Raw genomic sequence first — 25,670 nt, 5'->3', positions numbered from 1 at the left:
TGGCACCGCCATCGTGCATGCCTGAGCCGCAGCGGCGCTGCGTTACAGTGGCGGGCATGACGGGCGGCCGCCATGCGCCCGGGCCACAGACAAGAAGAATGCGAGCGAACATGAATCTGGTTGTGCTTCTGTCCCGCTTTGCCGCTGCCCTTGCCGGCGCCCCCCGCCCGGGCCGCGCCGCCGCGCTGCTCGGGCTTTCGATTCTGCTGGGCGTGTTGGCCTTGGGCGGGGGCGTGCGCGCGGCGCCGCTGGGCTTGCCGGGTTTGCCGGCACCCAAGCCCGCCGCGGCCGCGCCCGCCTTGGCACCGGCGGCCAGCGCGCCGTTGGCCGGGGCGCTGGACGAAGTCATCCAAACACTGCAGAACGACGACCAGCGCAAGGCGCTGGTGGCCCAGCTCGAGGCCATACGCAGCGGCATCGCCGCCTCGGGGGTGCAGGCTGCGTCGGACGCCGCCGCGGCGTCGGCGGCGAACGCCGGGCTGGTCAGCGCGCTGGCGGAAGCCGTCGAGCAGGTAGACGACAAGCTGCGCGACGACCGCGGCCCATGGCAGTACTGGAGCTGGCGCTTCGACTTCGCGGTGGACGAGGCGCTGGCCGCCTTCGCGCGCCAGGGCGAGCGGCCGGTCCTGACCTCGCTGAGCGACTTCGGCATGATCTTCGGCGCGTGGGCGCTGGCGGGACTGGCGCTGCACGAGATGGTGCGCCGCTTCCTGCGGCTGCGCGCCCGGCGCCTCCAGGGCACGGCGGACCCGCGGCCCGCGGCCGAGCCCGACCGCCACCACCTGCCCTCGGTGCCGTCGTGGGTGGATGTCGGCATCTACATGCTGCGCAAGGTTGGGCCGTGGGCGATCGCCTTCGGCGTGGCGGTCCTGATCACCCGCGAGATCCGGCTGCACTCGCCGGCCGGCATCGCCGGCATGGTGGTGGTGTACGCCATCGTCGTCGGCGCCGTGCTGTCGGCGGTGTGCCAGACCTTGTTCGCGCTGTTCAGCGGCGCCCACCGGCGCTGCGCGGTACGGGACCTGCATCGCCATTCGCGCGGCCTGCTGTTCCTGATCGGCGCGCTCGCCGCGCTGGGGGACGCCACCTCCGACCAGCGCGTCGCGGCGGCGCTGGGCATCAACCTGTCCGCACTGGTGGCCACCGCGTCCAACATCCTGGCGGCTCTGCTGATGGGATGGTTCGCGCTGCGCTTCCGCCGTCCGGTGGGGCACCTGATCGCCAACCGGCCACACCCGTTTCGCGAAGCCCATCCCAATATCACCGACCTGATGCGGCTCGTGGGGCAGGCGTGGCATCTGCCGGTGCTGGCCATCGTGATCGCCTCCGTCGCGGGTACGGTCTACGCCGCGGGCCAGGCCGATGCCCTGCTGCGCCAGACCATCATCTCCGTGGCGCTGTTCGTGGCGGCGGTGGCGCTGACTGCCATGACCGGCCGCTCGCCCAAGGGCACCCAGCGCGCGCTCCGTCTGCGCGACCGCCAGCGCTCGGCGTTCGTGGCCCGTTTTGGCCGGTTCGCGATGGCCCTGGTGCGCATCGTGATCTGGGTATCGTTTCTCGAATTCGTCAGCCGCGTCTGGGACAGCTCGCTGATGCAGCTGATGCAGTCCACCACGCTCGGGCAGCGCATCGGCGATGCCGTCTTCAGCGTGATCGGCACGGTGCTGCTGACCTGGCTGGTCTGGCTGGTGGCCGACACCGCCATCATGCAGGGCCTCTCGCCGGGCCACGGGCGCGGGCAGCAGCCGAGCCTGCGCGCCAAGACCATCCTGCCGCTGGTGCGCAACGCGCTGTTCGTCGGGCTGCTGGTGATTGCGCTGATCGCGGTGCTGGCGAACCTGGGGGTCAACGTGACGCCGCTGCTGGCCGGCGCCGGCGTGGTCGGCCTTGCCATCGGCTTCGGCGCGCAAACCCTGGTGCAGGATCTGATCACCGGCCTGTTTATCGTGGTGGAGGATTCGATGGCGATCGGCGACGTGATCGAGCTGCCGGATCACTCCGGCACCGTGGAAAGCCTGACCATCCGCACGGTCAAGCTGCGCGACGGCAAGGGCGCGCTGCATATCCTGCCGTACAGCCAGATCAAGGCGGTCAAGAACCTGTCGCGCGGCTACGGCGTCGCGCTGCTGTCCATCAATGTCAGCCACGACAGCGACCTGGACCGCGCGCTGGCGCTGATCCGCGAGACCGGCACCGAGATCGCTGCGGACGTGCGCTATGCCCACAACCTGCTCACCGGCCTGGACATTCTGGGCCTGGACCGCTTCGATCCGAGCGGCCCCGTGATCCTGGCGCAGTTCAAGACCCGTCCGCTGGCGCAGTTCGAGATCGCGCGCGCCTTCAACGCCCTGCTCAAGCAGAAGTTCGACGCCGCGGGCGTGCACATGGCCTCCCCGGTGATGAAGCTGCAGATGGAGCGGGCGGACCTGCCCGCGGCCGGGCTGGGCCAGCCGCACGCAGGTACGACCATCGTGACCGAGCCCGGCACGCAGACTGCGTGACGGCGGCCGCGGTGAACGGGTGAGCGGGCGCGCGCTGACCCCGCTTTTCGTACCCAACCCGGGGCGCCATTCGCCCGAATAGAGGGCATATTTCAGCGCTGAAATATATGAATTTTTCGTAGCCGGCCGGTAGCATTGGCCCTCGTCGGTCGGCCGCCGGCGCGCCGGGGCGTTCGCAGCTCCCCCCGAACGCGGCATATGGAAGTGGCAGGTTTTTCGGCATCATGGCCCGTCCGCGTATCGCGCCACCGGGGAAGGCGAGGCCGCGGGCTGGACGGAATGTCCAGAGCCGGGAAGGACCAGAGCAGGACAGGACCGCCGCCTCGACGCGCCGGCCAACACATCAAGGCAATCGCCACCGGGGGAATCACCATGCGGGAAAATCGGTCAGCCGACCAGGATTTTCAACGTCTTGTCGCGTCCATCTACGAATCCGCGCTCGACGTCTCGGCCATGCCGGCCGCCCTGGACCTGTTCTCCCGCTACACCCTCACCGACAGCCCGCGCTACCTGATCTGGGACAAGCTCGCCGGGCACGCCCGGTTCGGCGTCACCGCGCACGGCTGCTTCCACGACGGCATGCGCCTGCCTCACCCGGCGGCGACGTGCCCGGCGGATACCACCGTGCCCGACGACGCCCATGCGATGGCCGCCATGCTCGATGCCCGGCTGGTGCCCCAGTGCCAGGGCGGCATGTCCGGCCAGACCGGCCAGGATCGGCCGGACCTGGAGCGCGGCATCCGGCTGCTCGACACGCCCGAGGTCTGCGTGCTGATGAGCGCGACGCATCGCCATGGCGGCGAGTTGCAGGACCGGCGCCGCGACGGTCGGCTCTCGCGCGTGCTGCCGCACTGGGCGCGCGCCGCGCGTTTGCAGCATCGCCATTTCGAGCTGAGCTGCCTCGCCTCCCTGGGGCTGGCGAGCCTGGACGCCCTCGATTTCGGCGTCATGGTGCTGCAGGCTGACAGGCGCGTGCGCTATACCAACCGTTGGGCCGAATCGCTGCTGCAATCGGATGCGCGCCTGTCCATGGACGACGGCATGCTGACCGCCCAGGACGCGCCGCTGAACGCGGCGCTGGAACGGTTGCTCGAACGCGCGCTGCGCCCGCAGGGCCACGAGGCGTCCGGCCATGCCGCCGGCTCCTGGATGCATGTCACCTCGGGGGGGCAAGCGGTGCCGCTCATCGTGATGCCGCTCACGTCGCGGCAGCCCGTCGAGGGCTCATGGCCGCTGCCTTACGCGATGCTGCTGATGGGCAATTCCGCATCGCGCTCGGTACTGGACGCCGCGGTGCTCGCCACGCTGTTCGGCCTGTCCCGCAAGGAAGGCATCATCGCGGCGCGGCTGGCCGCGGGAGAGACCGTGGCGGAAATTGCCGCCCGCGAATGCCTGTCGCCGCATACGGTACGCGTGCAGCTGCGCGACATCCTGCGCAAGACCGGCACCCACCGGCAAGCGGAACTGGTCAGGCTGCTGCATCTGCTCCCCGGCGTGGACCTGGACCGCGCAGGCATCGCGCGGGACCGCTGAACGCGCGTCCGGCGAACGCTATGCCGCCTTGCGGTGCTTGCGCTCCGGCTTGCACTCGTATTTGGTCTCGCGCCGGCCGTCCTCGTACACGACCTCCAGCCGGACGTTGAAGCCCCACAGGCGCGTGACATGCCGCACCACCTCGTCGAAGTTCTGCGACAGCGGCCTGCGGTCGCTTTGCAGATGGCGCAGCGTCAGCGAGCGGTCGCCACCGACATCGACATTGGTGATCTGGATATTCGGCTCGATATTGGACAGGTCGTACTGGCTGGCCAATAGCTGGCGGATGCGGCGATAGCCCTCGTCGTTGTGGATCGCCGTCACGCGCAGCTTGTTCTCGCGGTCGTCGTCCAGCACCGAGAACAGCTTGAGCTCGCGGATCACGCGCGGCGACAGAAACTGCAGCAGGAAGCTTTCGTCCTTGAAATTGCGCATCGCGAAGTCGAGCGTGGTGCGCCAGTCGCTACCGGCGATCTCCGGCGCCCACCGGTAGTCTTCCTCGTCCGGGTTCTCGCACATGCGGCGGATATCGCGGAACATCAGGAAGCCCAGCGTGTAGGGATTCAGCCCGCTGTAGTACGGGCTGTGATACGGCGGCTGGTAGATGACGTTGGTATGCGCCTGCAGCAGTTCCATCATGAAGGCATCGTTGACCAGGCCCTGCTCGTAGAGCTCGTGCAGGATGGTGTAGTGCCAGAACGTGGCCCAGCCCTCGTTCATGACCTTGGTCTGCCGCTGCGGATAGAAATACTGCGCGACCTTGCGCACGATGCGCACGATCTCGCGCTGCCAAGGCGCCAGCTTCGGTGCGTTCTTCTCGATGAAGTACAGCAGGTTCTCCTGCGGCTCGGGCGGGAATGCGGTTTCCATCTCGGGCGGCTCGTCTTCCACCAGCGCGTGCGCATGGTGCTTGGGCAACGTGCGCCACAGGTCGTTGACCTGCATCTGCAGATAGTTCTCGCGCTCGGCCTGGCGCGCCTGCTCCTCGGTGATCGACAGCTTCTTCGGACGCTTGTAGCGGTCCACGCCATAGTTCTGCAGCGCATGGCACGAGTCGAGCAGCAGTTCCACCTCCTGCTCGCCGTAGCGCTGCTCGCATTCGGCGACGTAGTTCTTGGCGAACAGCAAATAGTCGACGATCGCGTCCGCGTTGGTCCACGTGCGGAACAGGTAGTTGCCCTTGAAGAAGGAATTGTGGCCGTAGCACGCATGCGCGATCGTCAGCGCCTGCATCGGCATCGTGTTCTCCTCCATCAGGTACGCGATGCACGGATTGGAGTTGATCACGATCTCGTACGCCAGCCCCATGTGCCCGCGCTGATAGCTGCGCTCGGACGCGAGGAAGTGCTTGCCGTACGACCAGTGGCTGTAGCCCACCGGCAGTCCCGCCGAAGCATACGCATCGAGCATCTGCTCGGCGGTGATGATCTCGACCTGGTTGGGATACGTGTCCAGGCCGAATTCGGCCGCGATGCGGGCGATTTCGCGGTCATATCGCTGGATCAGCTCGAAGGTCCATTCCGAGCCGGTGGAGAGGTATGCCATTTACAGCCCCCATAGCCTTACTGCGGCGTTGCTGCCCTTGCGCGGCACCGATGCGGGATCGTGTGCGCGTCAGGCGGCCTTCTTCTGGAACAGGTCGTGCAGCACCGGATAGATCTCGTCCGCGCCGATGATCCGCTGCATCGCGAAATTCTCGAAGCTGTTCTTCACCGTCAGATATTCCTCCCAGAGGTTCTGCGGCTCCTCCGACGCGACTTCCACATAGGCGTAGTACTGCACCAGCGGCAGGATGGCCTCGCGCAGCAGGCGGCCGCACAGTTCCGAGTCGCCCGCCCAATTGTCGCCGTCCGACGCCTGCGCGCAGTAGATATTCCACTGGCTGGCCGGGTAGCGGTTGTGAATCACGTCGACCATCAGCTTCAGCGCGCTGGACACCACGGTGCCGCCGGACTCGCGCGAGTGGAAGAAGTCTTCCTCCTCGACTTCCTTGGCAACCGTGTGGTGGCGGATGAAAACGACGTCGATCCGCTCGTAGTTCCGCTTCAGGAACAGGTAGAGCAGCATGAAGAAACGCTTGGCCAGGTCCTTGCGGCTCTCGTCCATCGAGCCCGACACGTCCATCAGGCAGAACATCACGGCCTGGGCCTGGGGACGCTTCTTCAAAATGCGGTTGTTGTAGCGCAGGTCCAGCTTCTCGATGAAGGGCACGCGGTCGATGCAGGCGCGCAGATGCCGCATCTCCTTCATCAGCTCCTGCGCGCGGGCCCCGTAGGGACCATCGCGCTCGAGCAGCTCGTTGTACTCCAGCTCCAGCGCATGCAGACGCTTCTGGTACGGACTGGACAGCGCGATGCGGCGGCCCAGCGAGCTGCGCATGGTGCGCAGCACCGACAGGTTCGACGGCGTGCCGTCGATCGAATAGCCGGCGCGGACCTTGCGCACCTCGGCGATCTTCGCGAGGTGGCGCTTGGCCATGTCGGGCAGCGCCATGTCCTCGAAAAAGAAATTGAGGAAGTCCTCGCGCGACAGGGTGAAGACGAAATCGTCCTCGCCCTCGCCCGAATCGCTCGCCTTCGAGCCCGTGCCCCCGCCGCCCTGCTGCTGGCGGTCGAAGCTGTCGCCCTTGACGAACTTCTTGTTGCCCGGATGGATCCATTCCCGCTTGCCGCCCTGTCCATGATGGAAGATCGGCTCGGAGATGTCCTTGACCGGAATCGAGACCTGCCCGCTCTGTTCGATGTCCATGATCTTGCGGCCGGACACCGCCTTCGCTACCGCTTGCCGTATCTGCTCGCGGTAGCGCTTGATGAAGCGTTGCTTGTTGACGGCGCTCTTGTTGCCGCCGTTCTCGCGCCGATCTATGACCGTAGACATCGATGCATGCCCTCGCGGAAGAGGCCTCGTCCTGGCGCCGTTACGATGATTTTCTGACGCGCAGATACCACTCCACCAGTAGACGCACCTGCTTTGGCGTATAGCCCTTCTCGACCATCCGGTTGACGAAGTTCTCGTGCTTGTCCTGGTCCTCGCGCGAGGACTTGGCGTTGAACGAGATCACCGGCAACAGGTCCTCGGTCGTGGAGAACATGCGCTTCTCGATCACCATCCGCAACTTTTCGTAGCTGGTCCAGACCGGATTCTTGCCGCCGTTGTTGGCCCGGGCGCGCAGCACGAAGTTGACGATCTCGTTGCGGAAGTCCTTGGGATTCGAAATGCCCGCGGGCTTTTCCACTTTCTCCAGTTCGTCGTTCAGGGCGTTGCGGTCCAGGATCTCGCCGGTATTGGGATCGCGGTACTCCTGGTCCTGGATCCACAGGTCGGCGAACACCACGTAGCGGTCGAAGATGTTCTGCCCGTACTCGGAATACGACTCCAGATAAGCCGTCTGGATTTCCTTGCCGATGAACTCGACGAACGGCGTGGTCAGGTACTCCTTGATATAGGACAGCAGCTTCGCCTCCTGTTCCGGCGGAAACTGCTCGCGCTCGATCTGCTGCTCCAGCACGTACAGCAGATGCACCGGATTGGCCGCGACCTCGGTATTGTCGAAGTTGAAGACCTTGGACAGCACCTTGAACGCGAAGCGCGTCGACAGGCCGTTCATGCCTTCGTCGATGCCGGCATAGTCGCGGTACTCCTGGTACGACTTGGCCTTGGGATCGACATCCTTCAGGCTCTCGCCGTCGTACACGCGCATCTTCGAGAAGATGTTCGAGTTCTCCGGCTCCTTGATCCGCGTGAGCACCGCGAACTGCGCCATCATCTTCAGCGTGTTCGGTGCGCACGGCGCGGCCGACAGCGAACTGCTGCGCAGCAGCTTGTCGTAGATCTTCACCTCGTCCGACACGCGCAGGCAGTACGGCACCTTGACGATGTAGATCCGGTCCAGGAATGCCTCGTTGTTCTTGTCGGCCTTGAACGACTGCCATTCGGCCTCGTTCGAGTGGGCGAGGATCACGCCGTCGAACGGGATCGCGCCAAAGCCCTCGGTGCCCTTGTAGTTGCCTTCCTGCGTCGCGGTCAGCAGCGGGTGCAGGACCTTGATCGGCGCCTTGAACATTTCGACGAACTCGAGCAGGCCCCGGTTGGCCAGGCACAGGCCGCCGGAATACGAGTACGCGTCCGGGTCGTCCTGGGGATAGTCCTCGAGCTTGCGGATATCGACCTTGCCGACCAGCGAGGAAATATCCTGGTTGTTCTCGTCGCCCGGCTCGGTCTTGGCGATCGCGATCTGCGACAGCACCGAGGGGCGCAGCTTGACCACGCGGAAGCGCGTGATGTCGCCATTGAATTCGTGCAGCCGCTTGACCGCCCATGGCGAGGCGATGGTGTTCAGGTAGCGGGTGGGGATGCCGTAGTCCTCTTCCAGGATCTTGCCGTCCTCCTCGGGCGAGAACAGCCCGAGCGGCGATTCATGGATGGGCGAACCCTTCAGCGCGTAGATGGGGATTTCCTCCATCAGCGCCTTGAGCTTTTCCGCGAGCGAGGACTTGCCGCCGCCGGGAGGCCCGAGCAGGTAGAGGATCTGCTTGCGCTCCTCCAGTCCCTGCGCGGCGTGCTTGAAGAACGAGACGATCTGCTCGATCGTGTCCTCCATGCCGTAGAACTCGCGGAAGGCCGGGTAGATGCGGATGACCTTGTTGAAGAACAGTCGCGACAGTCGCGGATCGTGGTGCGTGTCCACCAGTTCCGGTTGCCCGATTGCGGCGAGCATGCGCTCGGCCGCGGTCGCATAGGCAGTGGGATCCTTCTTGCAGATCTCCAGGTACTCCTGAATGGAGTATTCCTCTTCCTTGCGAGCTTCGAAGCGCGTGGCGTAGTGGCCGAAAATGTCCATACCTCACTCCCGTCAGAGTCTCGTCCGAGGCGAAGGTAGTACGTCGGAGGCGAAGCTGTCGTACTCCTTCGCCTCCCACAGACCACGCGGCAACTATGCAACCACCCTCACGTTGCGATCCGCCACCCCGGCTTGACGGAAGCTGTCATGTTGCGAAGTCTCTACTTCATCATAGTCAAATAACGGCGATGGGGAAGCGGCAGTTGACGCGCATTGCACTGGCGCAAAGACAGCGATGACTCGCGCTTCGTGCCCTGTCGTGTCCCGCTCCACCATGCTCGCGTCGGGCTGTTCGACTATGTCTTGGCAAACACCTTACACCTTTCGGCGCGTCCATGCATAGAGGGTTTGTAACGAGGAAGGAACACTTTCGATCGCCGTTGCGCACGATGCCACGCATCGCCGCGCGCAGCTCGCGGACGCGGACGCACCGCCCCGCGCAGCGCGCGCGACGGGCATCCGCCGCGCCGTTCACAGCGTCCTCGCCACCAGCTCCTTCATGATCTCGTTGGAGCCCCCATAGATCTTGCTCACCCGCGCATTGGCATACATGCGCGCAATCGGATATTCGAGCATGTAGCCGTAGCCGCCATGCAGCTGCAGGCATTCATCGATGACCTCGCAGTTCTTCTGCGAGCACCACCACTTGGCCATCGCCGCGGTCGCCGCGTCGAGCTCGCCCGCCAGCAGGCGCACCATGCAATCGTCGACGAAGGTCGCGGCGATGGTGGCCGCGGTCTTGCACTCGGCGAGCTTGAAGCGCGTGTTCTGCAATTCCAGCAGCGGCTGTCCGAACACCTTGCGCTCGCACACATAGTCGGTGGTCAGCTCGATGGCCCGCTGCATCGTCGCCACCGCGCCGAGCGCGATGATCATCCGCTCCTGCGGCAACTGCTGCATCAGCTGGTAGAAACCCTGACCTTCCCGTTCGCCGAGCAGATTGGCGGCCGGTACCCGAACGTCGTCGAAGAACAACTCCGCCGTATCCAGGCTTTTCTGTCCGATCTTCTCGAGGATGCGGCCGCGCCGGAAGCCGGGCAGGTCGCGCGTCTCGACGACGATCAGCGACACGCCGCGCGTGCCTGCCTCCGGGTCGGTCTTCGCCACCACGCAGATCAGGTCGGCATGGTGTCCGTTCGTGATGAAGGTCTTTGCACCGTTGATGCGATAGAAGTCTCCGTCAGCCGTCTTTTCGCGCACCGCGCGGGTGCGTATCGCTTTGAGATCGGACCCCGCGCCGGGTTCCGACATGGCGATCGCCCCTACCATGTCGCCGCTCGCCATCCGCGGCAACCACGCACGCTTCTGCGCCTGTGTCCCGTAGCTGAGCAAGTAATGGGCCACGATGCCGCTATGCACGTTGTTGCCCAGACTGGCCACCACGGCGCGCGACATTTCCATGCAGATCACGGCCTCGTGCGCAAAATTTCCACCGCCGCCGCCGTAGGCTTCGGGAATGCTGGCGCACAGCAGGCCGACCTCGCCGGCCCGGCGCCAGACCTCGCGGTCGATATGACCCTGGTCCGCCCAGCGTGCTTCGTTGGGCGCCAGTTCGCGCTCGACGAAACGGCGCACGGTGTCCTGGAACATCGCGAGCTCGTCGGTCATCCACGGCGTGCGGCGCGGCGCAATGGCGGTATCCGGGCGCGTGGCGCCCTTTGGCGTTTCCATGGGGATCTCCTGCCTGACGCCCCGGCGGCGCCGGGGCTGTGACAAATGACGAGAGCGCCGCCCGCGCGGCGCTCAGTCCGGCCAGCGGTAGCGCGGCGGCTGCTTTTCCAGGAAGCGCGTGGCGGCTTCCTTGCGGTATTCGGTCGCGAAGGCGATGCCTTGGCCGTCGGCCTCCATCGCGAGCATGGCGTGCAGGTCGCGGTTCAGCGAGGCGTTCAGTGCCTGCTTGGTCAGCGCCAGCGCCACCGGCGAGCCCTGCACGAAGGTCTCGGCCAGTGCCCGGGCGCGCGCGGCGAGCGCGTCCGGCGGAACGATTTCCATCACGATGCCGTGCTCTCGCGCGGCCTCGGCGTCGAGTTCGCGCATCGAGAACATCAGCGCCTTGGCGCGCTGCAGGCCGATCATCCGCGGCAGCGTATAGAAGACCCCGCAGTCCGGGATGAGGCCCAGGCGCAGGAACGGCAGCGCAAAGCGGGCACGGGGTGTGGCCAGCACGATGTCGGCGGTCAGCGCCAGGCTGAAGCCGGCGCCATACGCGGCGCCGTCCACGGCGGCGATGACCGGCCGGTCCAGCTGGATCAGGTCTTCCAGCCAGCCGTGGACAGCGGCCAGACGCTGCCGGCCCTGCTCGGCCGTGATCTCGCCCTGCATGGCACTGATATCGCCGCCCGAGCAGAAGTCGTTGCCGGCGCCGGTCAGGATCAGCACCCGCACGGAGGCGTCCTGCCGCAGGCGGTGCACGACCTCGCCGATCTCGCGGCGCATGGTGGCGTTCAGCGCGTTCTTGCGCCGGGGATAGTCCAGCGTCAGGGTCGCGATGCCGTCTTCCACGGCATAGCGGATCGTTTCCATCGGGCTTTCCATGGGTGGTCCTTGTCGTTCGTTCACTGAGGCAGCATCAGTCCAGCTTGATGCCCGCGTCCCGCACGATGCGCGCCCATCTCGGTGTGTCGGTGGCGATGACCGCCGCCAGCTCCGCCGGCGTGGAGCCCACCGGTTGCAGGCCCATCGCGGCCAGCCGCTGGTTGACCTCGGGGTGCTTGACGATGCGGCCGATTTCGCCGGCCAGCTTCGCCACCACCTCGGGCAGCGTACCGGCCGGCGCGAAGAAGGCGAACCAGCCGTTGGCCTCGAAGCCGGTGAAGCCCGCCTGCGCGAAGGTGGGCACCTCTGGCAGCGCCTTGTGGCGCTGGCTGCCGGTGATGGCCAGCACCTTGAACTTTCCCGAGGCCAGATGGCTGTTGGCGGAGGTCACGTCGATAAAGGCCGAGTCGACCTGGCCGCCGAGCAGGTCGGCCGCCAGCGGGGCCGCGCCCTTGTACGGGATATGGGTCATTTCGACGCCCGCCTGCATCTTGAGCAGTTCGCCGTGCAGGTGCGACGACGTGCCGTTGCCATACGAGCCGTAGCTGAACTTGCCGGGGCTGGCCTTGGCCAGCGCCACGAACTCGGCCAGCGTGGCGGCCGGCACCCGGTTGGGCACGCAGAACAGGTCCGACGACTTGGCCAGGATGGAGACCGGCGCGAAGTCGCGGCCAACGTCGTAGGGGATCCGCTTGTACAGGCTCGGCGACTGGATCATCGCCGTGATGCCGAGCAGCAGCGTGTAGCCGTCCGGCGGCGCCTTGGCGACCAGGTCGTTGCCAAGCATCCCGCTCGCGCCGGGCTTGTTCTCGACCACCACGGGCTGCCCCCACGCCTCGGACAGGCGCTGGCCGACCAGCCGGCCCAGCGTATCGGTGCCGCCGCCGGCCGGGTACGGCACCACCATGCGGATGGGACGGTCCGGATAGCCGCGGCCATCCGCCTTCGCCTGCGCCAGCACGGCGGGAGGCCGCACGCCCACCAGCGCGCCGCCGCCCAGCACCGCCATCCGGCACAGCCACGTGCGGCGGCCGGCGTCCGTGTCGCCGCCGCTGTCACCCAGCGCTTCCCTGTCAGTCGTCATGTTCTCTCCCGTCGTCGGATGCCATGCCGGCCGCTGCCGGCGCCCCGTCAGGCCGCGCGCTGCGCGCCCTGCGTCCCACCGTCGGTCGGCGCGCCGTGCCCGGCTTCGTTTTCGCGCTCCTGCAGCAGCCGCCACTGGATCTTGCCGGTGGCCGACTTGGGCAGCGCGTCGACCAGCGTGACGATGCGCGGCACCTTGTAGGCCGCCATGCGCTCGCGGCACCAGGCCATGATCCGTTCCGGCTCCGCCTCTGGCGTACCCCGTGCGGCGGGCTTGAGCGCCACCACCGCCTTGACCGTCTCGCCCCGCTTCGGGTCGCGCGCGGCGATGACGCAGGCCTCGTGAATGGCGGGATGCCCATAGAGCAGGTTCTCCACCTCCGCTGGCCATACCTTGAAGCCGGAGGCGTTGATCATCCGCTTGAGCCGGTCCCGCATATAGAAGTAGCCCTCCTCGTCCATGTAGCCGAGGTCGCCCGTGCGCAGGAAGCGCTTGCCGTCCAGGGTCACGAACGCCTCGGCATCCGCGGCCGGATCGTTCCAGTAGCCGAGCATGACCTGCGCCCCGTGCGTGACGATCTCTCCCAGCTCCCCCTGCGGCAGTTCTTCCAGCGTATGCGGGTCGATGACGCGGGCGTCCACGCCGAAGGTCGCGATGCCCAGGCATTCGCGCTTGGCGCGGTGGCGCGGATTGGAGAGCAGGAAGGCCGCGGTTTCCGTCAGGCCGTAGGCCTCGACGTAGGGCAGGCCGAAGCGTGCGAGCAGCATCGAGGCTACCGCCTCCGGCATGGCCGCGCCGCCGCCGCCGAGGTACGCCAAGCTGGAGAGGTCGCGCTGCTCGATGCCGGGCTGCGAGAAGAAGTCCACCAGCATGGCGGGCGCCGCGCCCCAGCTCGCGACCCGGTAGCGCTCGATCAGGTCTGCTGCCAGCGCGCGATCCCAGCGCGGCAGCAGGACGATGGTGGCACCCAGGTACAGCGGGGCGTGGATGCCGTTCTGCATGCCGAGCAGATGGAACATCGGTGCGACGGAGAAACTCACGGTTTCGGCCGTGCTGCCGCGCCATACCTGCGAGCCGACGGCAGCGCTCATCAGCGTGCCATGGGTGTGCATGCAGCCCTTGGGCTTGCCGGTGGTGCCCGAGGTATAGGCCAGCATGCAAAGCGTGTCGGCGTTGGCCTCATGCGGACGCGGGCGCAGGCCGGCGGCCATCGCGTCGTCCCAGGCGCTCAGCACGGCGCCGGCGGGGGCCGCCGGCAGCGGGCGCCGCTCCAGCAGCCAGTCCGGCACCGGCGGCGCGGCATCGGGGCCGCGCTCCCGCGACTCGCCCACCATGCCGGCGTAGTCGTGGACGATCACGTGCCGCAGCGGTCCGGCATGCAGCGGCCGCAGCTGCTCGTAGAGTTCGCTCGCCGCGAACGCCACGGTCGGCGCGGCGTCGGCAACGACATGCGCCAGCTCGCCGGTGAGCCACATCGGATTGGCCGGCACCACCACCGCCTCGGCGCGCAGGATGGCGTAGTACGCGACGATGAATTGCGGGCAGTTCTGGCTGAACAGCAGCACGCGGTCCCCCGGCGCCACGCCGCAAGCCTCCTGCAGGTATCCGGCCAGCGTCTCGATGGCGGCGTGCAGCTCGCCGTAGCGCAGCGCATTGCCGAACGTCTGCAGCGCGACCTTGCCGGGGTAGCGGCGCGCGGCGACCTCGACGTTGTAGCAAAGGCTCGTGGCGGGACAGTGCAGGGTGGGCGGCAGGCCGGGAGGCCAGTGCGGCGAGCGGTAGGGCGGCGAGGCGGGGCGCATGGCAGGTCCGGAATGGGGTCGGTCGGTGGGCGGCCACGGCCGGTGGCGAACGCGATGCTGCTGCTGACCGAGATTGCGCGATGCTGCGCTGCGTCCACAATGACCATTCGTGCCAATTTCGTTGGCCGAATCGATCAGGCCGAAGCCAGCCTTAGGCAAATCCGGATTGTCCGTGGCGCCCCGCTCTGGCCTACTGCCCGAAAGCGGGCCCCCGCGCCCGCGGCAGCGCATCCGGCCGGGCCGGTACCGGCGGACAAGACAGCGAGGAGACCCATGCACATCGTCGCCAATGCCCAGCGCAGGCCCATGTCGTCCCGCGGGCCGGCGGCCGCCGATAGCGGCGCCCGCGCGGGGTTCGCCACGGCCAGCGGCACGGCTGTCCAGGTGGGCACCGCCCCGCCAGCGCCCGTCACCGCCGCCGGCGAAGCGCTAAGCTCCTGCGCGATGCCGGGCACGGGCCACACCATCGCCATGGTCCACGTCCACCATATCCTGCTCGGCGCCCGCCGCAAGGGATGCGACATCGCGGCGCTGCTGGCGCGCGCCGGCATCTCCGAAGCGCTGCTGCATTCGCCGTCGGCCCGCGTGACCCAGGGCCAGTACGCCGCGCTGATGCGCTGCCTGCGCCGGGTGCTGCGCGACGAGTTCTGGGGCCTGCTGTCGCGGCCAGTGCTGCCCGGGGTATTCCGCCAGGTGTGCGAAAGCATCGTGCACTGCGGCACGCTGCACGAGGCAATCGACACGGCCCTGCGCCAGTACCGACTGCATATCGAAGACTTCGCACCGCGCCTGCAGGTGCGCGGCGGCATGGCCAGCCTGATGCTGGTGCGCCGCACCGCACCGACCTCGTGCCGCCTGTTCGGGCAGTCGTGCTTCGCCTTCCAGGGCTATGGGCTCGCGAGCTGGCTGCTGGCGCGCAGCCTGCCGCTCGCACGGGTGGATCTCGCCTCGCCGCCACCGCAGGGGCAGACCGACACCGCGCGCGTGTTCGGCGCCGAGGTCCGCTACGGCCAGCCACACACCGCGCTGCACTTCGATGCGGCCTGGCTGCGCCTGCCGGTGGCGCAGGACGCGGGCAGCCTCGCGGGCTTCCTGCGCGAGGCGCCGCACAACCTGCTGGTGCGCTACCGCGACGACAGCTGCCTTGCCGAACGCATCCGCCGGCATCTGCGCGGCCATCTGCACGGCGAACTGCCGTCGCTGGAACAGATGGCCGAGACGTTGCGGCTCACGCCCCAGACGCTGCGGCGCCGGCTACGCGAGGAAGGCGGGGGCTACCAGCGCATCAAGGACAACCTGCGGCGCGACGCCGCCATCGGGCTGCTCGAACACTCCGGCCTGCCGCTGCAGGAGGTGGCGCTGCGGCTCGGGTTCTCCGAGCCCAGCACGTTCCATCGCGCGTTCAAGAAGTGGACCGGGGTCGCGCCGGGCGAATACCGCCAGCGGCAGATGCAGGGACTGATGCAGGTGCAGGCGCAATGCAAGGCGCCAATGCTGGCGCCGGAGCAGGAACGGTTCGGCTGACCGCCGCGGGGGCGCGCGGCGGCGCGCCGCCTCACACCACGCCCTGCCCCCGCAGCGCCGCGATGCGCTCGGCGGACATACCCAGGACCTGGGCCAGTACGGACTCGGTATGCTCGCCCAGCCGCGGCGGCGCGGCATCGTATTGCACCGGCGTTGCCGACAGGCGCAGCGGGCTGCGCACGGTGGGGCAGACCCCGCCATCGCCGCGCCGCAGATCCACCTGGAGTCCCCGGTGCCGCACCTGCGGGTCCGCCAGCACCTGCGCGTAGTCGTTGATGGGCCCGCACGGAATGCCTTCGCGTTCCAGCGCCCCCACCCAATGCGCCGTCTCGCGGGTCCGCATATGGTCTTCGAGCAGCGGCACCAGCACGTCGCGATGCACGATGCGCCCCGTGCCGGTGGCAAAACGCTCGTCGGCCGCCAGGTCGGGACGTTCGATGGCACGGCAATACGCCTGCCACTGCCCGTCGTTGCCGGCCGCGACGATCATGTGGCCATCGGCCGTGGCGAACACGTGGTAGGGCACCATGTTCGCGTGCGCGTTGCCGAAGCGGCGCGGCACGTTGCCGGTGACCTTGTGCGAGATGATGGGCGTGGCGCCGATGGCCACCACCGCGTCGAGCAGCGCCATGTCGATATGCTGGCCCTCGCCGGTGCGCTCGGCGTGACGCAGCGCGGCCAGTACCGCCACGGTGGCATACATGCCGGTGAGCATGTCGATCACGGCGACGCCCACCTTCTGCGGCCCGCCGCCGGGCATCTCGTCACGCTCGCCGGTGATGCTCATCAGGCCGCCGATGCCCTGGAAGATGAAATCGTAGCCGGGCTTGTGCGCGCTCGGTCCGTCCTGGCCGTAGCCGGTGATCGAGCAGTAGACCAGGGCGGGATTGAGGGCCTTCAGGCTCTCGTAGTCCAGCCCATAGCGCTTGAGGTCGCCGACCTTGTAGTTCTCGATCAGGATCTGCGAGCGCGCGGCCAGCTCGCGCACGATGCGCTGGCCCTCTTCGCTGGCGATATCCAGCGTGACCGAGCGCTTGCCGCGGTTGGCGCTGGCGTAATAGGTCGCGTCGCGCGTCGGCTCGCCCTCGCCGTCGGGCAGCCAGGGCGGGCCCCACGAGCGGGTATCGTCGCCCACGCCCGGGCGCTCGACCTTGATCACCTCGGCCCCGAGGTCGGCCAGGTTCTGCGCGCACCAGGGGCCGGCCAGGATGCGCGACAGGTCCAGCACGCGCACGCCATCGAGGGATGACTTCATCGGCATGGTCCGGTGGGGAACTGCGGGCGGGCGTTGGCTTGCATGTTCAGATCGGGTCCCAGTTGATCACGTCGGGCGAGCGCTCGAGCTTGTGGAAACTGTTGCGCATGGCGGGCAGCGCGATCTCGGCGATCGACTCTGGCGTCCATCCCTCGCTCAGGTGCACCGAGCGAACCGGGCGCGGCTGGCTCATCAGCATGATCTCGTTGGCGCGCACGGCGAAGATCTGCGCATTGACCTCGCTGGCGGCGTCGCTCGCCAGGAATACCGCCATCGGCGCGACCTTGCCGGCCTCCATCTTCTGCAGCTTGGCCACGCGCGCCTTTTCCTCCGGCGTCTCGGACGGAATCGAACTGGTCATGCGGCTCCAGGCGAACGGCGCGATGCAGTTGGAGCGCACGTTGAAGCGCGCCATATCGAGCGCGATGGACTTGGACAGTGCCGCGATGCCGAGCTTGGCCGCGGAATAGTTGGCCTGGCCCAGATTGCCGATCAGTCCCGAGGTCGAGGTCATGTGGACATAGGCCCCGCTTTCCTGGTCCTTGAAATAGTTGGCGGCCGCGCGGCTGACGAAGAAGGTGCCGTGCAGGTGCACGTCGATCACCGAGCGCCATTCCTCCTCGTTCATCTTGAAGAACATGCGGTCGCGCAGGTTGCCGGCGTTGTTGACCACCGCGTCGATGCGGCCGAAGTTGTCGATCGCGCTCTGGACGATGGCGTTGGCGCCCTGCCAGCTGGAGACGCTGTCGGTGTTCGCCACCGCCTCGCCGCCGGCCGCGCGGATCTCGTCGACCACGCGCTGCGCCGGGCCGGCATCGCCGCCTTCGCCGGTCAGGGACACGCCGATGTCGTTGACCACCACCCGGGCCCCGGCCGCCGCCAGCGCGAGCGCCACGCCGCGCCCGATTCCGCCGCCCGCGCCGGTCACCAGCGCCACCTTGCCTGCCATCACACCGCTCATCGTCTCGCTCCTGGTCTGTGCCGCCGCCGTGCGCGGCCATGCCCGGGCGCGGAGCCTCGTTTGGAGGCCGCGCCCACGCTTCGTGTTCTATTGCACCGCCGGATACGATAAATTGGCGCCGGAGACATTGGAATTCACGATTCACAAAAGAGGGCTTCGGCCCCACGGAACCCATGCATTACGATTTGACGGACTTGCGGCTGTTCCTCAACGTCGGCGAGACCGAGAACCTGACCCGCGCCGCCGAGCGCAGCTTTCTTTCGCTGCCCGCCGCGAGCACACGCATCAAGCAGCTCGAGGAGGCTTTCCAGACCCAGTTGCTGATCCGCCAGGTCAAGGGCGTGCGGCTCACGCCCGCGGGCGATGCGCTGCTGCGGCATGCCCGCGAGGTCTTTCGCGAGCTCGAATGCATGCATTCGGACCTGCGCCCCTACGCCAAGGGCGTCAAGGGCCGGGTGCGGCTGCTGGCGAATACCACGGCCACCAATTCCTTTCTCGCCACCGCGCTGTCGCGCTTCCTGTCCGAGAACCCGGATGTCGACGTCGAGCTCGAGGAGCATCTGTCGCAGGAGATCGTCTCGGCCATCGGCGCCGGCGCCGCCGACCTGGGCATCGTGGCGGGCGAGGTCGCCACCGCGGATCTCGATGTGATGCAGCTGTGCAGCGACGAGCTGATCGTGATCGCGCCGGTCAACCACCCGCTGCCGCAATTCAAGCGGCTGCATTTCGCCGACCTGCTCGATACCTGCCGCTTCGTGGGCCTGAACCAGTTCAGCGCCATCCAGTCGTTTCTGGACCGCATTGCCAGCGGCATGGGAAAGCGCATCAGCCTGCGCATCCAGGTCGGCAGCTTCGATGCGGTCTGCCGCATGGTCGAGGCCGGCGCCGGCATCGCCATCGTGCCCAACAGCTGCGCCCGGCGTTATGCCAGCCGCAAGGTCCTGCGCTTTATCCAGCTCGAGGACGAATGGGCCAAGCGGGAGCTGCGGCTGGTGCGGCGGCCGGGACGCGAGCTGCCCCAGTTCGCCGAGACGCTGGTGCAGTACCTGACCGAGGCGGCGCGCGAGCCTGTCTGACAGCGCCCGAGGCACGACGCAGGCGCGCCCGGCGCCACGCACAAAGCGCTTCCGGGGACGCTAAGCCGCTCTTTGGCAAATCCGAATTTCGGCGCCGGGGGTGCTCGGCAATAATGGGTCCACTTGATCCACTCGATCCGTGCGACCGCACGCTACCGGGCCCAACCGATGATTGCAGAACACCAGCAGGACGCGCACTACCCCGAGATCCGCGAGGCCGTGCGCGACCTTTGCGCCAGCTACGATTCGGCGTACTGGCAGCGCGTGGAAGAGCAGAACGCCTTCCCGGAGGAATTCGTTCAGGCGCTGACGCAGGCCGGCTGGCTGTCGGCGCTGATTCCGGAGGCCTACGGCGGCTCCGGCCTGCCGCTCACGGCCGCCTCGGTGATCATGGAGGAGATCAACCGCAGCGGCGGCAACTCGGGCGCCTGCCACGGCCAGATGTATGTGATGGGCTGCCTGCTGCGGCACGGCTCGGAGGAACAGAAGCGGCGCTGGCTGCCGGGCATCGCCTCGGGCGAACTGCGCATGCAGTCGATGGCCGTGACCGAGCCCACCACCGGCACCGATACCACCAAGCTCAAGACCACCGCCGTTCGCCAGGGCGACCGCTATATCGTCAACGGCCAGAAGGTATGGATTTCGCGCGTGCAGCACTCGGACCTGATGCTGCTGCTGGCGCGCACCACGCCGCTGGACCAGGTCAAGCGCAAGTCCGAGGGCCTGTCGGCCTTCGTGGTGGACCTGCGCGAAGCGATCGGCAAGGGCCTGACCGTGCGGCCCATCCGCAATATGGTCAACCACGAGACCAATGAACTGTTCTTCGACAATCTCGAAGTTCCCGCGGAGAACCTGATCGGCGAGGAAGGCCGGGGCCTGAAGTACATCCTGGACGGCCTGAACGCCGAGCGCATCCTGATCGCCGCCGAGTGCATCGGCGATGGCCACTGGTTCGTCGAACGCGCCAGCGCCTACGCACGCGAACGCGTGGTGTTCGACCGGCCCATCGGGCAGAACCAGGGCATCCAGTTTCCGATCGCGCGCTCCTACGTCAACGTGGAGGCGGCCAGCCTGATGCGCTACAAGGCGGCGCAACTGTTCGACGCGGGCCAGCCATGCGGCAAGGAGGCCAACATGGCCAAGCTGCTCGCCGCCGATGCCTCGTGGGAGGCGGCCAACGTCTGCCTGCAGACCCACGGCGGCTTCGGCTTCGCCGCGGAATACGACATCGAGCGCAAGTTCCGCGAGACGCGGCTCTACCAGGTGGCGCCGATCTCGACCAATCTGATCCTTTCCTATGTGGCCGAGCATGTGCTGGAGTTGCCGCGGTCGTTTTGATGAATGACCGGTGCACTCCGGGGATGCGTTCACCCTCACCCCCGGCCCCTCTCCCGCTCGCGGGAGAGGGGAGCAAACCACCAGTGTTTGATATACCGACGGTGTTCTACCCCTCTGCCGCCCGCGAGAGAGGGGCGGGGGTGAGGGTGACCGCCCGCAGCACCGCCATTGCCCGCACACCACTCTCGAATACCCAACCATCGCCAGCATGCCCTCCTCCCCCGACCACACCTACCCCACCCGCCAGCTCTGCGAATTCCTCGCGCGTTTCACGCTGGCCGACGTTCCCGCTCCGGTGATCGAGCGCGCCAAGGACCTGTACCTGGACTGGATCGCCTCGGCCATTGCCGGCAAGGACGCGCCGGCCATCCGCCGCCTGCAGGAATTCGCCGCCGCCATGGGTCCGCAGGACGGTCCCGCCGAGGTGCTGGTCGACCGGCGCCGCACCTCGCCCTACTTCGCCGCGCTGATCAATGGCGCGTCTTCGCATGTGGTGGAACAGGACGACGTGCACAACGGCTCTGTGCTGCACCCGGCCGCCGTGGTCTTTCCGGCGGTGCTGGCCGCCGCGCAGGCCGAAGGCAAGAGCGGCGCCGACATCCTGCTGGCCTCGATCGCCGGCTACGAAGCGGGCATCCGCATCGGTGAATTCATGGGCCGCTCCCACTACACGGTGTTCCATACCACCGGTACGGTGGGCACGCTGGCCGCCGCCGCCGCGGTCGCGAAGCTGTACGGCCTGGACGCCGAGGGCATCAACCAGGCATTGGGCTCGGCCGGTACGCAGGCCGCCGGACTGTGGGAATTCCTGCGCGATGCGGCCGACTCCAAGCAGCTGCACACGGCCAAGGCGGCGGCCGACGGGTTGATGTCGGCGTGGATCGCGCGGGCGGGCTTTACCGGCGCCCGACGTATCCTCGAAGGCGCGCAGGGCATGGCCGCGGGCATGTCCACCGACGCCGATCCCTTCTGCCTGACCGACGGTCTGGGCACCCGCTGGGCGACGGCCGAGACCTCGTTCAAGTTCTTCGCGTCCTGCCGGCACACCCATCCCGCCGCCGATGCGCTCAAGGCGCTGATGCAGCGCGAAGGGATCGCGGCGGCGCAGATCGAGCGCGTCACGACCCACGTGCACCAGGGCGCCATCGACGTGCTTGGCCCCGTCACCAATCCCGCGACCATCCACCAGGCCAAGTTCTCCATGGGCACCGTGCTGGGCCTGGTGGCCATCCACGGCCACGCCGGCCTGGGCGAGTTCGAAGAGCAGGCGCTGCAGGATGCGCGCGTGGCCGCATTCCGCGACAAGGTGGAAATGGCGCTCGACGACGAGATCAATCGCGCCTACCCTCGTCAGTGGATCGGCCGCGTCACGGTGCGCACCACGGATGGGCGCACGCTGGAGGCGCGTGTCGACGTGCCCAAGGGCGACCCGGACAACACGCTGTCGCGCCCCGAGCTCGAAGCCAAGGCCATCCAGCTCGGCGCGTTCCGCCACGGCGCCAGCGAGGCGGAAATCCGCGAGATCATCCGCCGCGTGTGGGCGCTGGAGCAGGCGCCAGACGTGAAGGACTGGCTGCCCCCGGCACGCTGACGCACCGCCCGCGCGAACGCTCCGGTTCCCTGCTGCTCCTGATTCCACCTTCGACACGACCATGACCCAGCTAGACACCCTGCGCCAATGGATCGGCCGCAGCGAAAGCCGCACCGAAACCCTCGCACCCGAACCCGTCATCGGCCTGGCGGCCACGCTGGACCTCGATGGCGAGGCGCTCTCGCGCGGCCCGCTGCCGCCGCTGTGGCACTGGCTCTATTTCCTGCCGCGCGCCCCGCAGCGGGAACTCGGACGCGATGGCCATCCGCACCTGGGCGGCTTCATGCCGCCTGTGCCGCTGCCGCGGCGCATGTGGGCCGGCAGCGAACTGCAGTTCTTCGAGCCGCTGCGCGTGGGCGACACCGTCACGCGCACCTCGACGATCGAGGACGTCAAGCACAAGACCGGCCGCACCGGCGAGCTGTACTTCGTATCGGTGCGCCACGAGCTGACGCTGGCCGGCCGCACCGCGCTCAGCGAGCGGCACGACGTCGTCTATCGCGCCATGCCCGAGCCCGCCCAGCCGCTGCCGCCGCGCCCGCGCCAGCCGAACCAGCCGCAATGGCAGCGCGGGGTCGATGCCGACTCCGTGATGCTGTTCCGTTTTTCCGCGTTGACCTTCAACGGCCATCGCATCCACTACGACCGCGACTATGTGCGCGATGTCGAGGGCTATCCGGGACTGGTGGTGCACGGCCCGCTGCAGGCCGTGCTGATGATGGACCTGCTGGCACGGGAGCTGCCCGCGGCCAAGGTCCGCCGCTTCGGCTTCCGCGGCCTCGCACCGCTGTTCGACCACGACGCGGTGATCGTGGGCGGCACCCGCGATGCGCAGCAGCCCGGCCGCGTCATCCTGTGGACCGGCGACGATGCCGGCGGGCATGCGATGGAGGGATGGGCGGAGGTGGAGGAGTAGCGGGTTGGCGCTCTGGGCCCTGGGGGGCCTTCGCCCTCACCCCCGGCCCCATCCGCGGGCGGGGGAGGGCCGGGCCGAGGGAGACCGCTTGAGGGGGCCGACGGTTTTGTCTCGGCAGCCTGTCAAGGCGTCGCGCTCCCTCACTCCACCTGTATCTTCGCCGTCTTCACCACCCCGCCCCACAGCTCCAGCTCCCGCTTGATCCGGTCCTGCAGTGGCTTGGGCCCAGTGATATTGAGGTCGTAGCCACCCTGCGTCATGCGCTGCTGGAATGCCGGATCGTCGCCCACGGCCTTCTGCGCCTTGACCAGCGTGTCGGTGACGTCGGCCGGCAGCTTCAGCGGCCCCACCAGCGCGTACCAGCCCGTGACCGCGTAGTCCTTCAGGCCGGATTCCACCATGGTCGGCACCGCGGGCAGCGCGGCATTGCGGCCCTTCGACGTCACCGCCAGCGCGCGCACCTTGCCGCCCTGGATATGGCCGATGGCGGTGCCGGTGATATCGAACATGAAGGTGATCTTGCCGCTCATCACGTCGGCCATCGCCGGCGCATTGCCCTTGTACGGAACGTGCAGCATCTTGACGCCGCTCATCTGCGCCAGCAGCTCGGCGGACAGGTGGTTCGACGCGCCGATCCCGGCCGAACCGAAGGCCACCCGCTCGGGATGCTTGCGGGCGTACTCCACCAGTTCGCCCACGTCCTTGGCCGGGAAGTCCTTGTTGATCAGCAGCACGTTGGTGTAGTCCGTGATCAGGCCGACATAGCTGAAGTCCTTCGTCGGATTGAAGTTGACCGACTTCTGGATCAGCGGGGTCATGGTCATGGTGGGACTGGCGACGAAGTAAAGCGTGTAGCCGTCCGGCGCCGCCTTGGCCGTGAGGTCGGCCGCGATGGCGCCGCTCGCGCCGGCGCGGTTGTCCACCACCACGGGCTGCTTCAGCACCTTGCCCAGGTAGTCGGCATAGATGCGCGCCGCGGTGTCGACCGGACCGCCCGGCGTATAGCCGACGATCAGCTTGATCGGCCGCGCGGGATAGGTCTCGGCCGCCGCGCCCGCGGCAACCGCCATGCAGGCCGCGCCGAGCGCGCTCGCCACCATGCGGACCATCGTGCGGGTCATCCTGTTGGTATGCATCTGTCTCCTCCTGTTGTTATTGGCTGCCGGGACGCATTCGCGCCGCCGCCTACTCCAGCATGGCCCGCAGCGGCTGCTTGAGCAGCTTGCCGCTGGCCGTGGTCGGAATGGTGTCGATCACGCGGATCTCGGCCGGCCGCTTGTACGGCGCGAGGCTGTCGCGCAGGTAGGCATCCAGCGCCGCGCTGTCGGGCGCGTCGCCCGGCAGCACCTCGATGAAGGCCACCACTTCTTCGTTGCCGTCGGCGACGGTGCGGCCCACCACCGCGGACTGGCGCACGCCGGGAAAGGCATTGATCACGGACTCGACCTCGATCGGATAGACGTTGAAGCCGGAGCGGATGATCAGGTCCTTGGAGCGGCCCACGATAAAGAGCGCGCCGTCGGCGTCGAGATAGCCCAGGTCGCCCGTATTGAGCCAGCCGCCGGGCAGCAAAGCCTCGGCCGTCTGTGCCGGATTGCGGTAGTAGCCACGCATGACGCCCGGCCCGCGCACGCGGATCTGGCCGCGCTCGCCGGGAGGCATGGCGTTGCCGTCGGCATCGGTGATGGCGATTTCCACGCCTTCGACGATGTAGCCGGCCGAGCAGTCGGCGCGCGGCGCGTCCATCCGCGTGATGAACAGCGAGCCGGCGTATTCGGTGATGCCGTAGCCGTGATGCAGCGGCAGGCCGAACCATGCCTCGACATCGCGCTTGAGCGTGGGATCGAGCGGCGCGCCGCCGGTATAGAGATAGCGCAGCGCCGGAAAGTCCGCGGTCCGCCCGCTCTCGCGCGCCAGCGCCATGATGCGGGTGAACATGGTCGGCACGCCCTGCAGGATCGTGATGCCGGGCGCCCGAAGCGCGGCGAAGACTTCCTTGGCGTCGAAGCGCGGCCGCAGGTACAGGCTGGCCCCGGCGTACAGCGTCGCCATCGTGACCGTGGCGATGCCGAAGATGTGCGACAGCGGCAGCGCGCCATAGGCGATGTCGTCCGGCCCGAGGTGCCGCGAAGTCGCCGAGATGCGCGCGAAGATGGTCAGGCCCGCGTGCGGCACCATCACGCCCTTGGGCGCACCGGTGGTGCCCGAGGTATAGATCAGCGTCGCCACCTCGCGGGCGAGGGCCTCCTCGACGCGCTCGGGACGATGGTCCGCGCGCACCACCTCGAACCGCGCGTCCAGCACCGTGCAATCGTTCCGCGCCGCGCCGAGCCGTGCCGCATGCTGGGCGGCAACGGGAGACACCTGGCAGGTGAACAGCGTCAGCAGCGGATCGGCATGCGCACGGATGGTGTCGATCTCGCGCGGCGACAGGCGCGCGTTGACCTGGATGGGCCAGGCGTGCAGCGTACTGCAGGCGAACATTGTCACCAGCATGTCGGCGCAGTTCTCACCCACCACCATCACGCGGTCACCGTGCGCGACGCCCTGCGCCCGCAGCCAGTCGCGCGCGCCTTCGATGCGCTGCCACAGCGCGCCATAGCTGACGATGGCGCCGTCTTCATGCAGGCAGGGCGCATCGGGCGTGCGCCCGGCCCAGTACTCGGGAATCTGGTGGATCAAGGTCGGACGGAACGAGGACATGGCGGACTTCT

The 25,670-nt window shown here is 67.8% G+C and carries 18 protein-coding genes; 7 read left to right on the top strand and 11 right to left on the bottom strand.

Features of this window, described 5'->3' with window-relative positions; all coding sequences use genetic code 11:
- Nucleotides 1-110 precede the first annotated feature (110 nt).
- Nucleotides 111-2,501 (top strand): mechanosensitive ion channel domain-containing protein, encoded by a 2,391-nt coding sequence (locus tag LDO27_RS07490; RefSeq protein WP_224040707.1) that lies wholly within the window; start codon nucleotides 111-113, stop codon nucleotides 2,499-2,501.
- A 372-nt stretch (nucleotides 2,502-2,873) separates the two neighbouring features.
- Nucleotides 2,874-4,034 (top strand): helix-turn-helix transcriptional regulator, encoded by a 1,161-nt coding sequence (locus LDO27_RS07485; protein ID WP_224040705.1) that lies wholly within the window; start codon nucleotides 2,874-2,876, stop codon nucleotides 4,032-4,034.
- Between the two features lie 18 nt (nucleotides 4,035-4,052).
- Here LDO27_RS07485 and LDO27_RS07480 read toward each other — a convergent pair whose 3' ends face one another.
- The 7 genes from LDO27_RS07480 to LDO27_RS07450 all read right to left on the bottom strand — a co-directional run bounded on the left by LDO27_RS07480 (nucleotide 4,053) and on the right by LDO27_RS07450 (nucleotide 14,295).
- Nucleotides 4,053-5,579: a SpoVR family protein gene (locus tag LDO27_RS07480; RefSeq protein ID WP_222208934.1), complete on the bottom strand. Its 1,527-nt coding sequence runs from the start codon at nucleotides 5,577-5,579 to the stop codon at nucleotides 4,053-4,055.
- Nucleotides 5,580-5,648: 69 nt separating this feature from the next.
- Nucleotides 5,649-6,911, bottom strand: a complete 1,263-nt coding sequence (locus LDO27_RS07475) for a YeaH/YhbH family protein (protein ID WP_224040703.1) — start codon at nucleotides 6,909-6,911, stop codon at nucleotides 5,649-5,651.
- Between the two features lie 40 nt (nucleotides 6,912-6,951).
- Nucleotides 6,952-8,874, bottom strand: coding sequence for a PrkA family serine protein kinase (locus LDO27_RS07470; protein ID WP_222208938.1), 1,923 nt, complete (start codon nucleotides 8,872-8,874; stop codon nucleotides 6,952-6,954).
- Nucleotides 8,875-9,345: 471 nt separating this feature from the next.
- Nucleotides 9,346-10,545: an acyl-CoA dehydrogenase family protein gene (locus tag LDO27_RS07465; protein ID WP_224040702.1), complete on the bottom strand. Its 1,200-nt coding sequence runs from the start codon at nucleotides 10,543-10,545 to the stop codon at nucleotides 9,346-9,348.
- 72 nt (nucleotides 10,546-10,617) lie between these two features.
- Nucleotides 10,618-11,397: an enoyl-CoA hydratase/isomerase family protein gene (locus LDO27_RS07460; protein WP_222209105.1), complete on the bottom strand. Its 780-nt coding sequence runs from the start codon at nucleotides 11,395-11,397 to the stop codon at nucleotides 10,618-10,620.
- A 46-nt stretch (nucleotides 11,398-11,443) separates the two neighbouring features.
- Complete coding sequence (locus tag LDO27_RS07455; protein WP_377747313.1) at nucleotides 11,444-12,418, bottom strand: tripartite tricarboxylate transporter substrate binding protein; 975 nt, start codon at nucleotides 12,416-12,418, stop codon at nucleotides 11,444-11,446.
- 122 nt (nucleotides 12,419-12,540) lie between these two features.
- A complete protein-coding gene (locus LDO27_RS07450; protein ID WP_224040698.1) occupies nucleotides 12,541-14,295 on the bottom strand; it encodes a long-chain fatty acid--CoA ligase in 1,755 nt (584 codons plus the stop codon).
- A gap of 273 nt (nucleotides 14,296-14,568) precedes the next feature.
- Here LDO27_RS07450 and LDO27_RS07445 point away from each other — a divergent pair, with 273 nt between their 5' ends.
- A complete protein-coding gene (locus LDO27_RS07445) occupies nucleotides 14,569-15,819 on the top strand; it encodes an AraC family transcriptional regulator (RefSeq protein WP_224040696.1) in 1,251 nt (416 codons plus the stop codon).
- A 31-nt stretch (nucleotides 15,820-15,850) separates the two neighbouring features.
- Here the strand turns inward: LDO27_RS07445 and LDO27_RS07440 are convergent, their stop codons facing one another.
- On the bottom strand, nucleotides 15,851-17,074 hold the full coding sequence (locus tag LDO27_RS07440; protein WP_224040694.1) for a CaiB/BaiF CoA transferase family protein: 1,224 nt from the start codon (nucleotides 17,072-17,074) through the stop codon (nucleotides 15,851-15,853).
- A gap of 46 nt (nucleotides 17,075-17,120) precedes the next feature.
- Nucleotides 17,121-18,035 carry an SDR family NAD(P)-dependent oxidoreductase gene (locus LDO27_RS07435; RefSeq protein WP_224040692.1) on the bottom strand — a complete coding sequence of 305 codons (915 nt, stop codon included), beginning with the start codon at nucleotides 18,033-18,035 and terminating at the stop codon, nucleotides 17,121-17,123.
- 173 nt (nucleotides 18,036-18,208) lie between these two features.
- Between LDO27_RS07435 and LDO27_RS07430 the strand changes: the two genes are divergently transcribed.
- From LDO27_RS07430 to LDO27_RS07415, 4 genes are all read left to right on the top strand, one after another.
- A complete protein-coding gene (locus LDO27_RS07430) occupies nucleotides 18,209-19,111 on the top strand; it encodes a LysR family transcriptional regulator (protein WP_222208951.1) in 903 nt (300 codons plus the stop codon).
- Nucleotides 19,112-19,279: 168 nt separating this feature from the next.
- The gene (locus tag LDO27_RS07425) at nucleotides 19,280-20,449 is read left to right on the top strand and encodes an acyl-CoA dehydrogenase family protein (protein WP_222208953.1); all 1,170 of its coding nucleotides are present in this window, start codon (nucleotides 19,280-19,282) and stop codon (nucleotides 20,447-20,449) included.
- Between the two features lie 208 nt (nucleotides 20,450-20,657).
- A complete protein-coding gene (locus LDO27_RS07420; RefSeq protein WP_224040690.1) occupies nucleotides 20,658-22,040 on the top strand; it encodes an MmgE/PrpD family protein in 1,383 nt (460 codons plus the stop codon).
- Nucleotides 22,041-22,101: 61 nt separating this feature from the next.
- Nucleotides 22,102-22,956 (top strand): FAS1-like dehydratase domain-containing protein, encoded by an 855-nt coding sequence (locus LDO27_RS07415; RefSeq protein ID WP_224040688.1) that lies wholly within the window; start codon nucleotides 22,102-22,104, stop codon nucleotides 22,954-22,956.
- 140 nt (nucleotides 22,957-23,096) lie between these two features.
- Here the strand turns inward: LDO27_RS07415 and LDO27_RS07410 are convergent, their stop codons facing one another.
- Nucleotides 23,097-24,056: a Bug family tripartite tricarboxylate transporter substrate binding protein gene (locus LDO27_RS07410; RefSeq protein WP_222209110.1), complete on the bottom strand. Its 960-nt coding sequence runs from the start codon at nucleotides 24,054-24,056 to the stop codon at nucleotides 23,097-23,099.
- Nucleotides 24,057-24,141: 85 nt separating this feature from the next.
- The gene (locus LDO27_RS07405; protein ID WP_224040686.1) at nucleotides 24,142-25,659 is read right to left on the bottom strand and encodes a class I adenylate-forming enzyme family protein; all 1,518 of its coding nucleotides are present in this window, start codon (nucleotides 25,657-25,659) and stop codon (nucleotides 24,142-24,144) included.
- Between the last annotated feature and the right edge of the window lie 11 nt (nucleotides 25,660-25,670).

Origin of the sequence: Cupriavidus respiraculi, assembly GCF_914271545.1 — a bacterium.
In the GTDB taxonomy this organism is placed as follows: domain Bacteria; phylum Pseudomonadota; class Gammaproteobacteria; order Burkholderiales; family Burkholderiaceae; genus Cupriavidus; species Cupriavidus respiraculi.
This window is presented reverse-complemented; position numbering and strand designations above follow the sequence as displayed.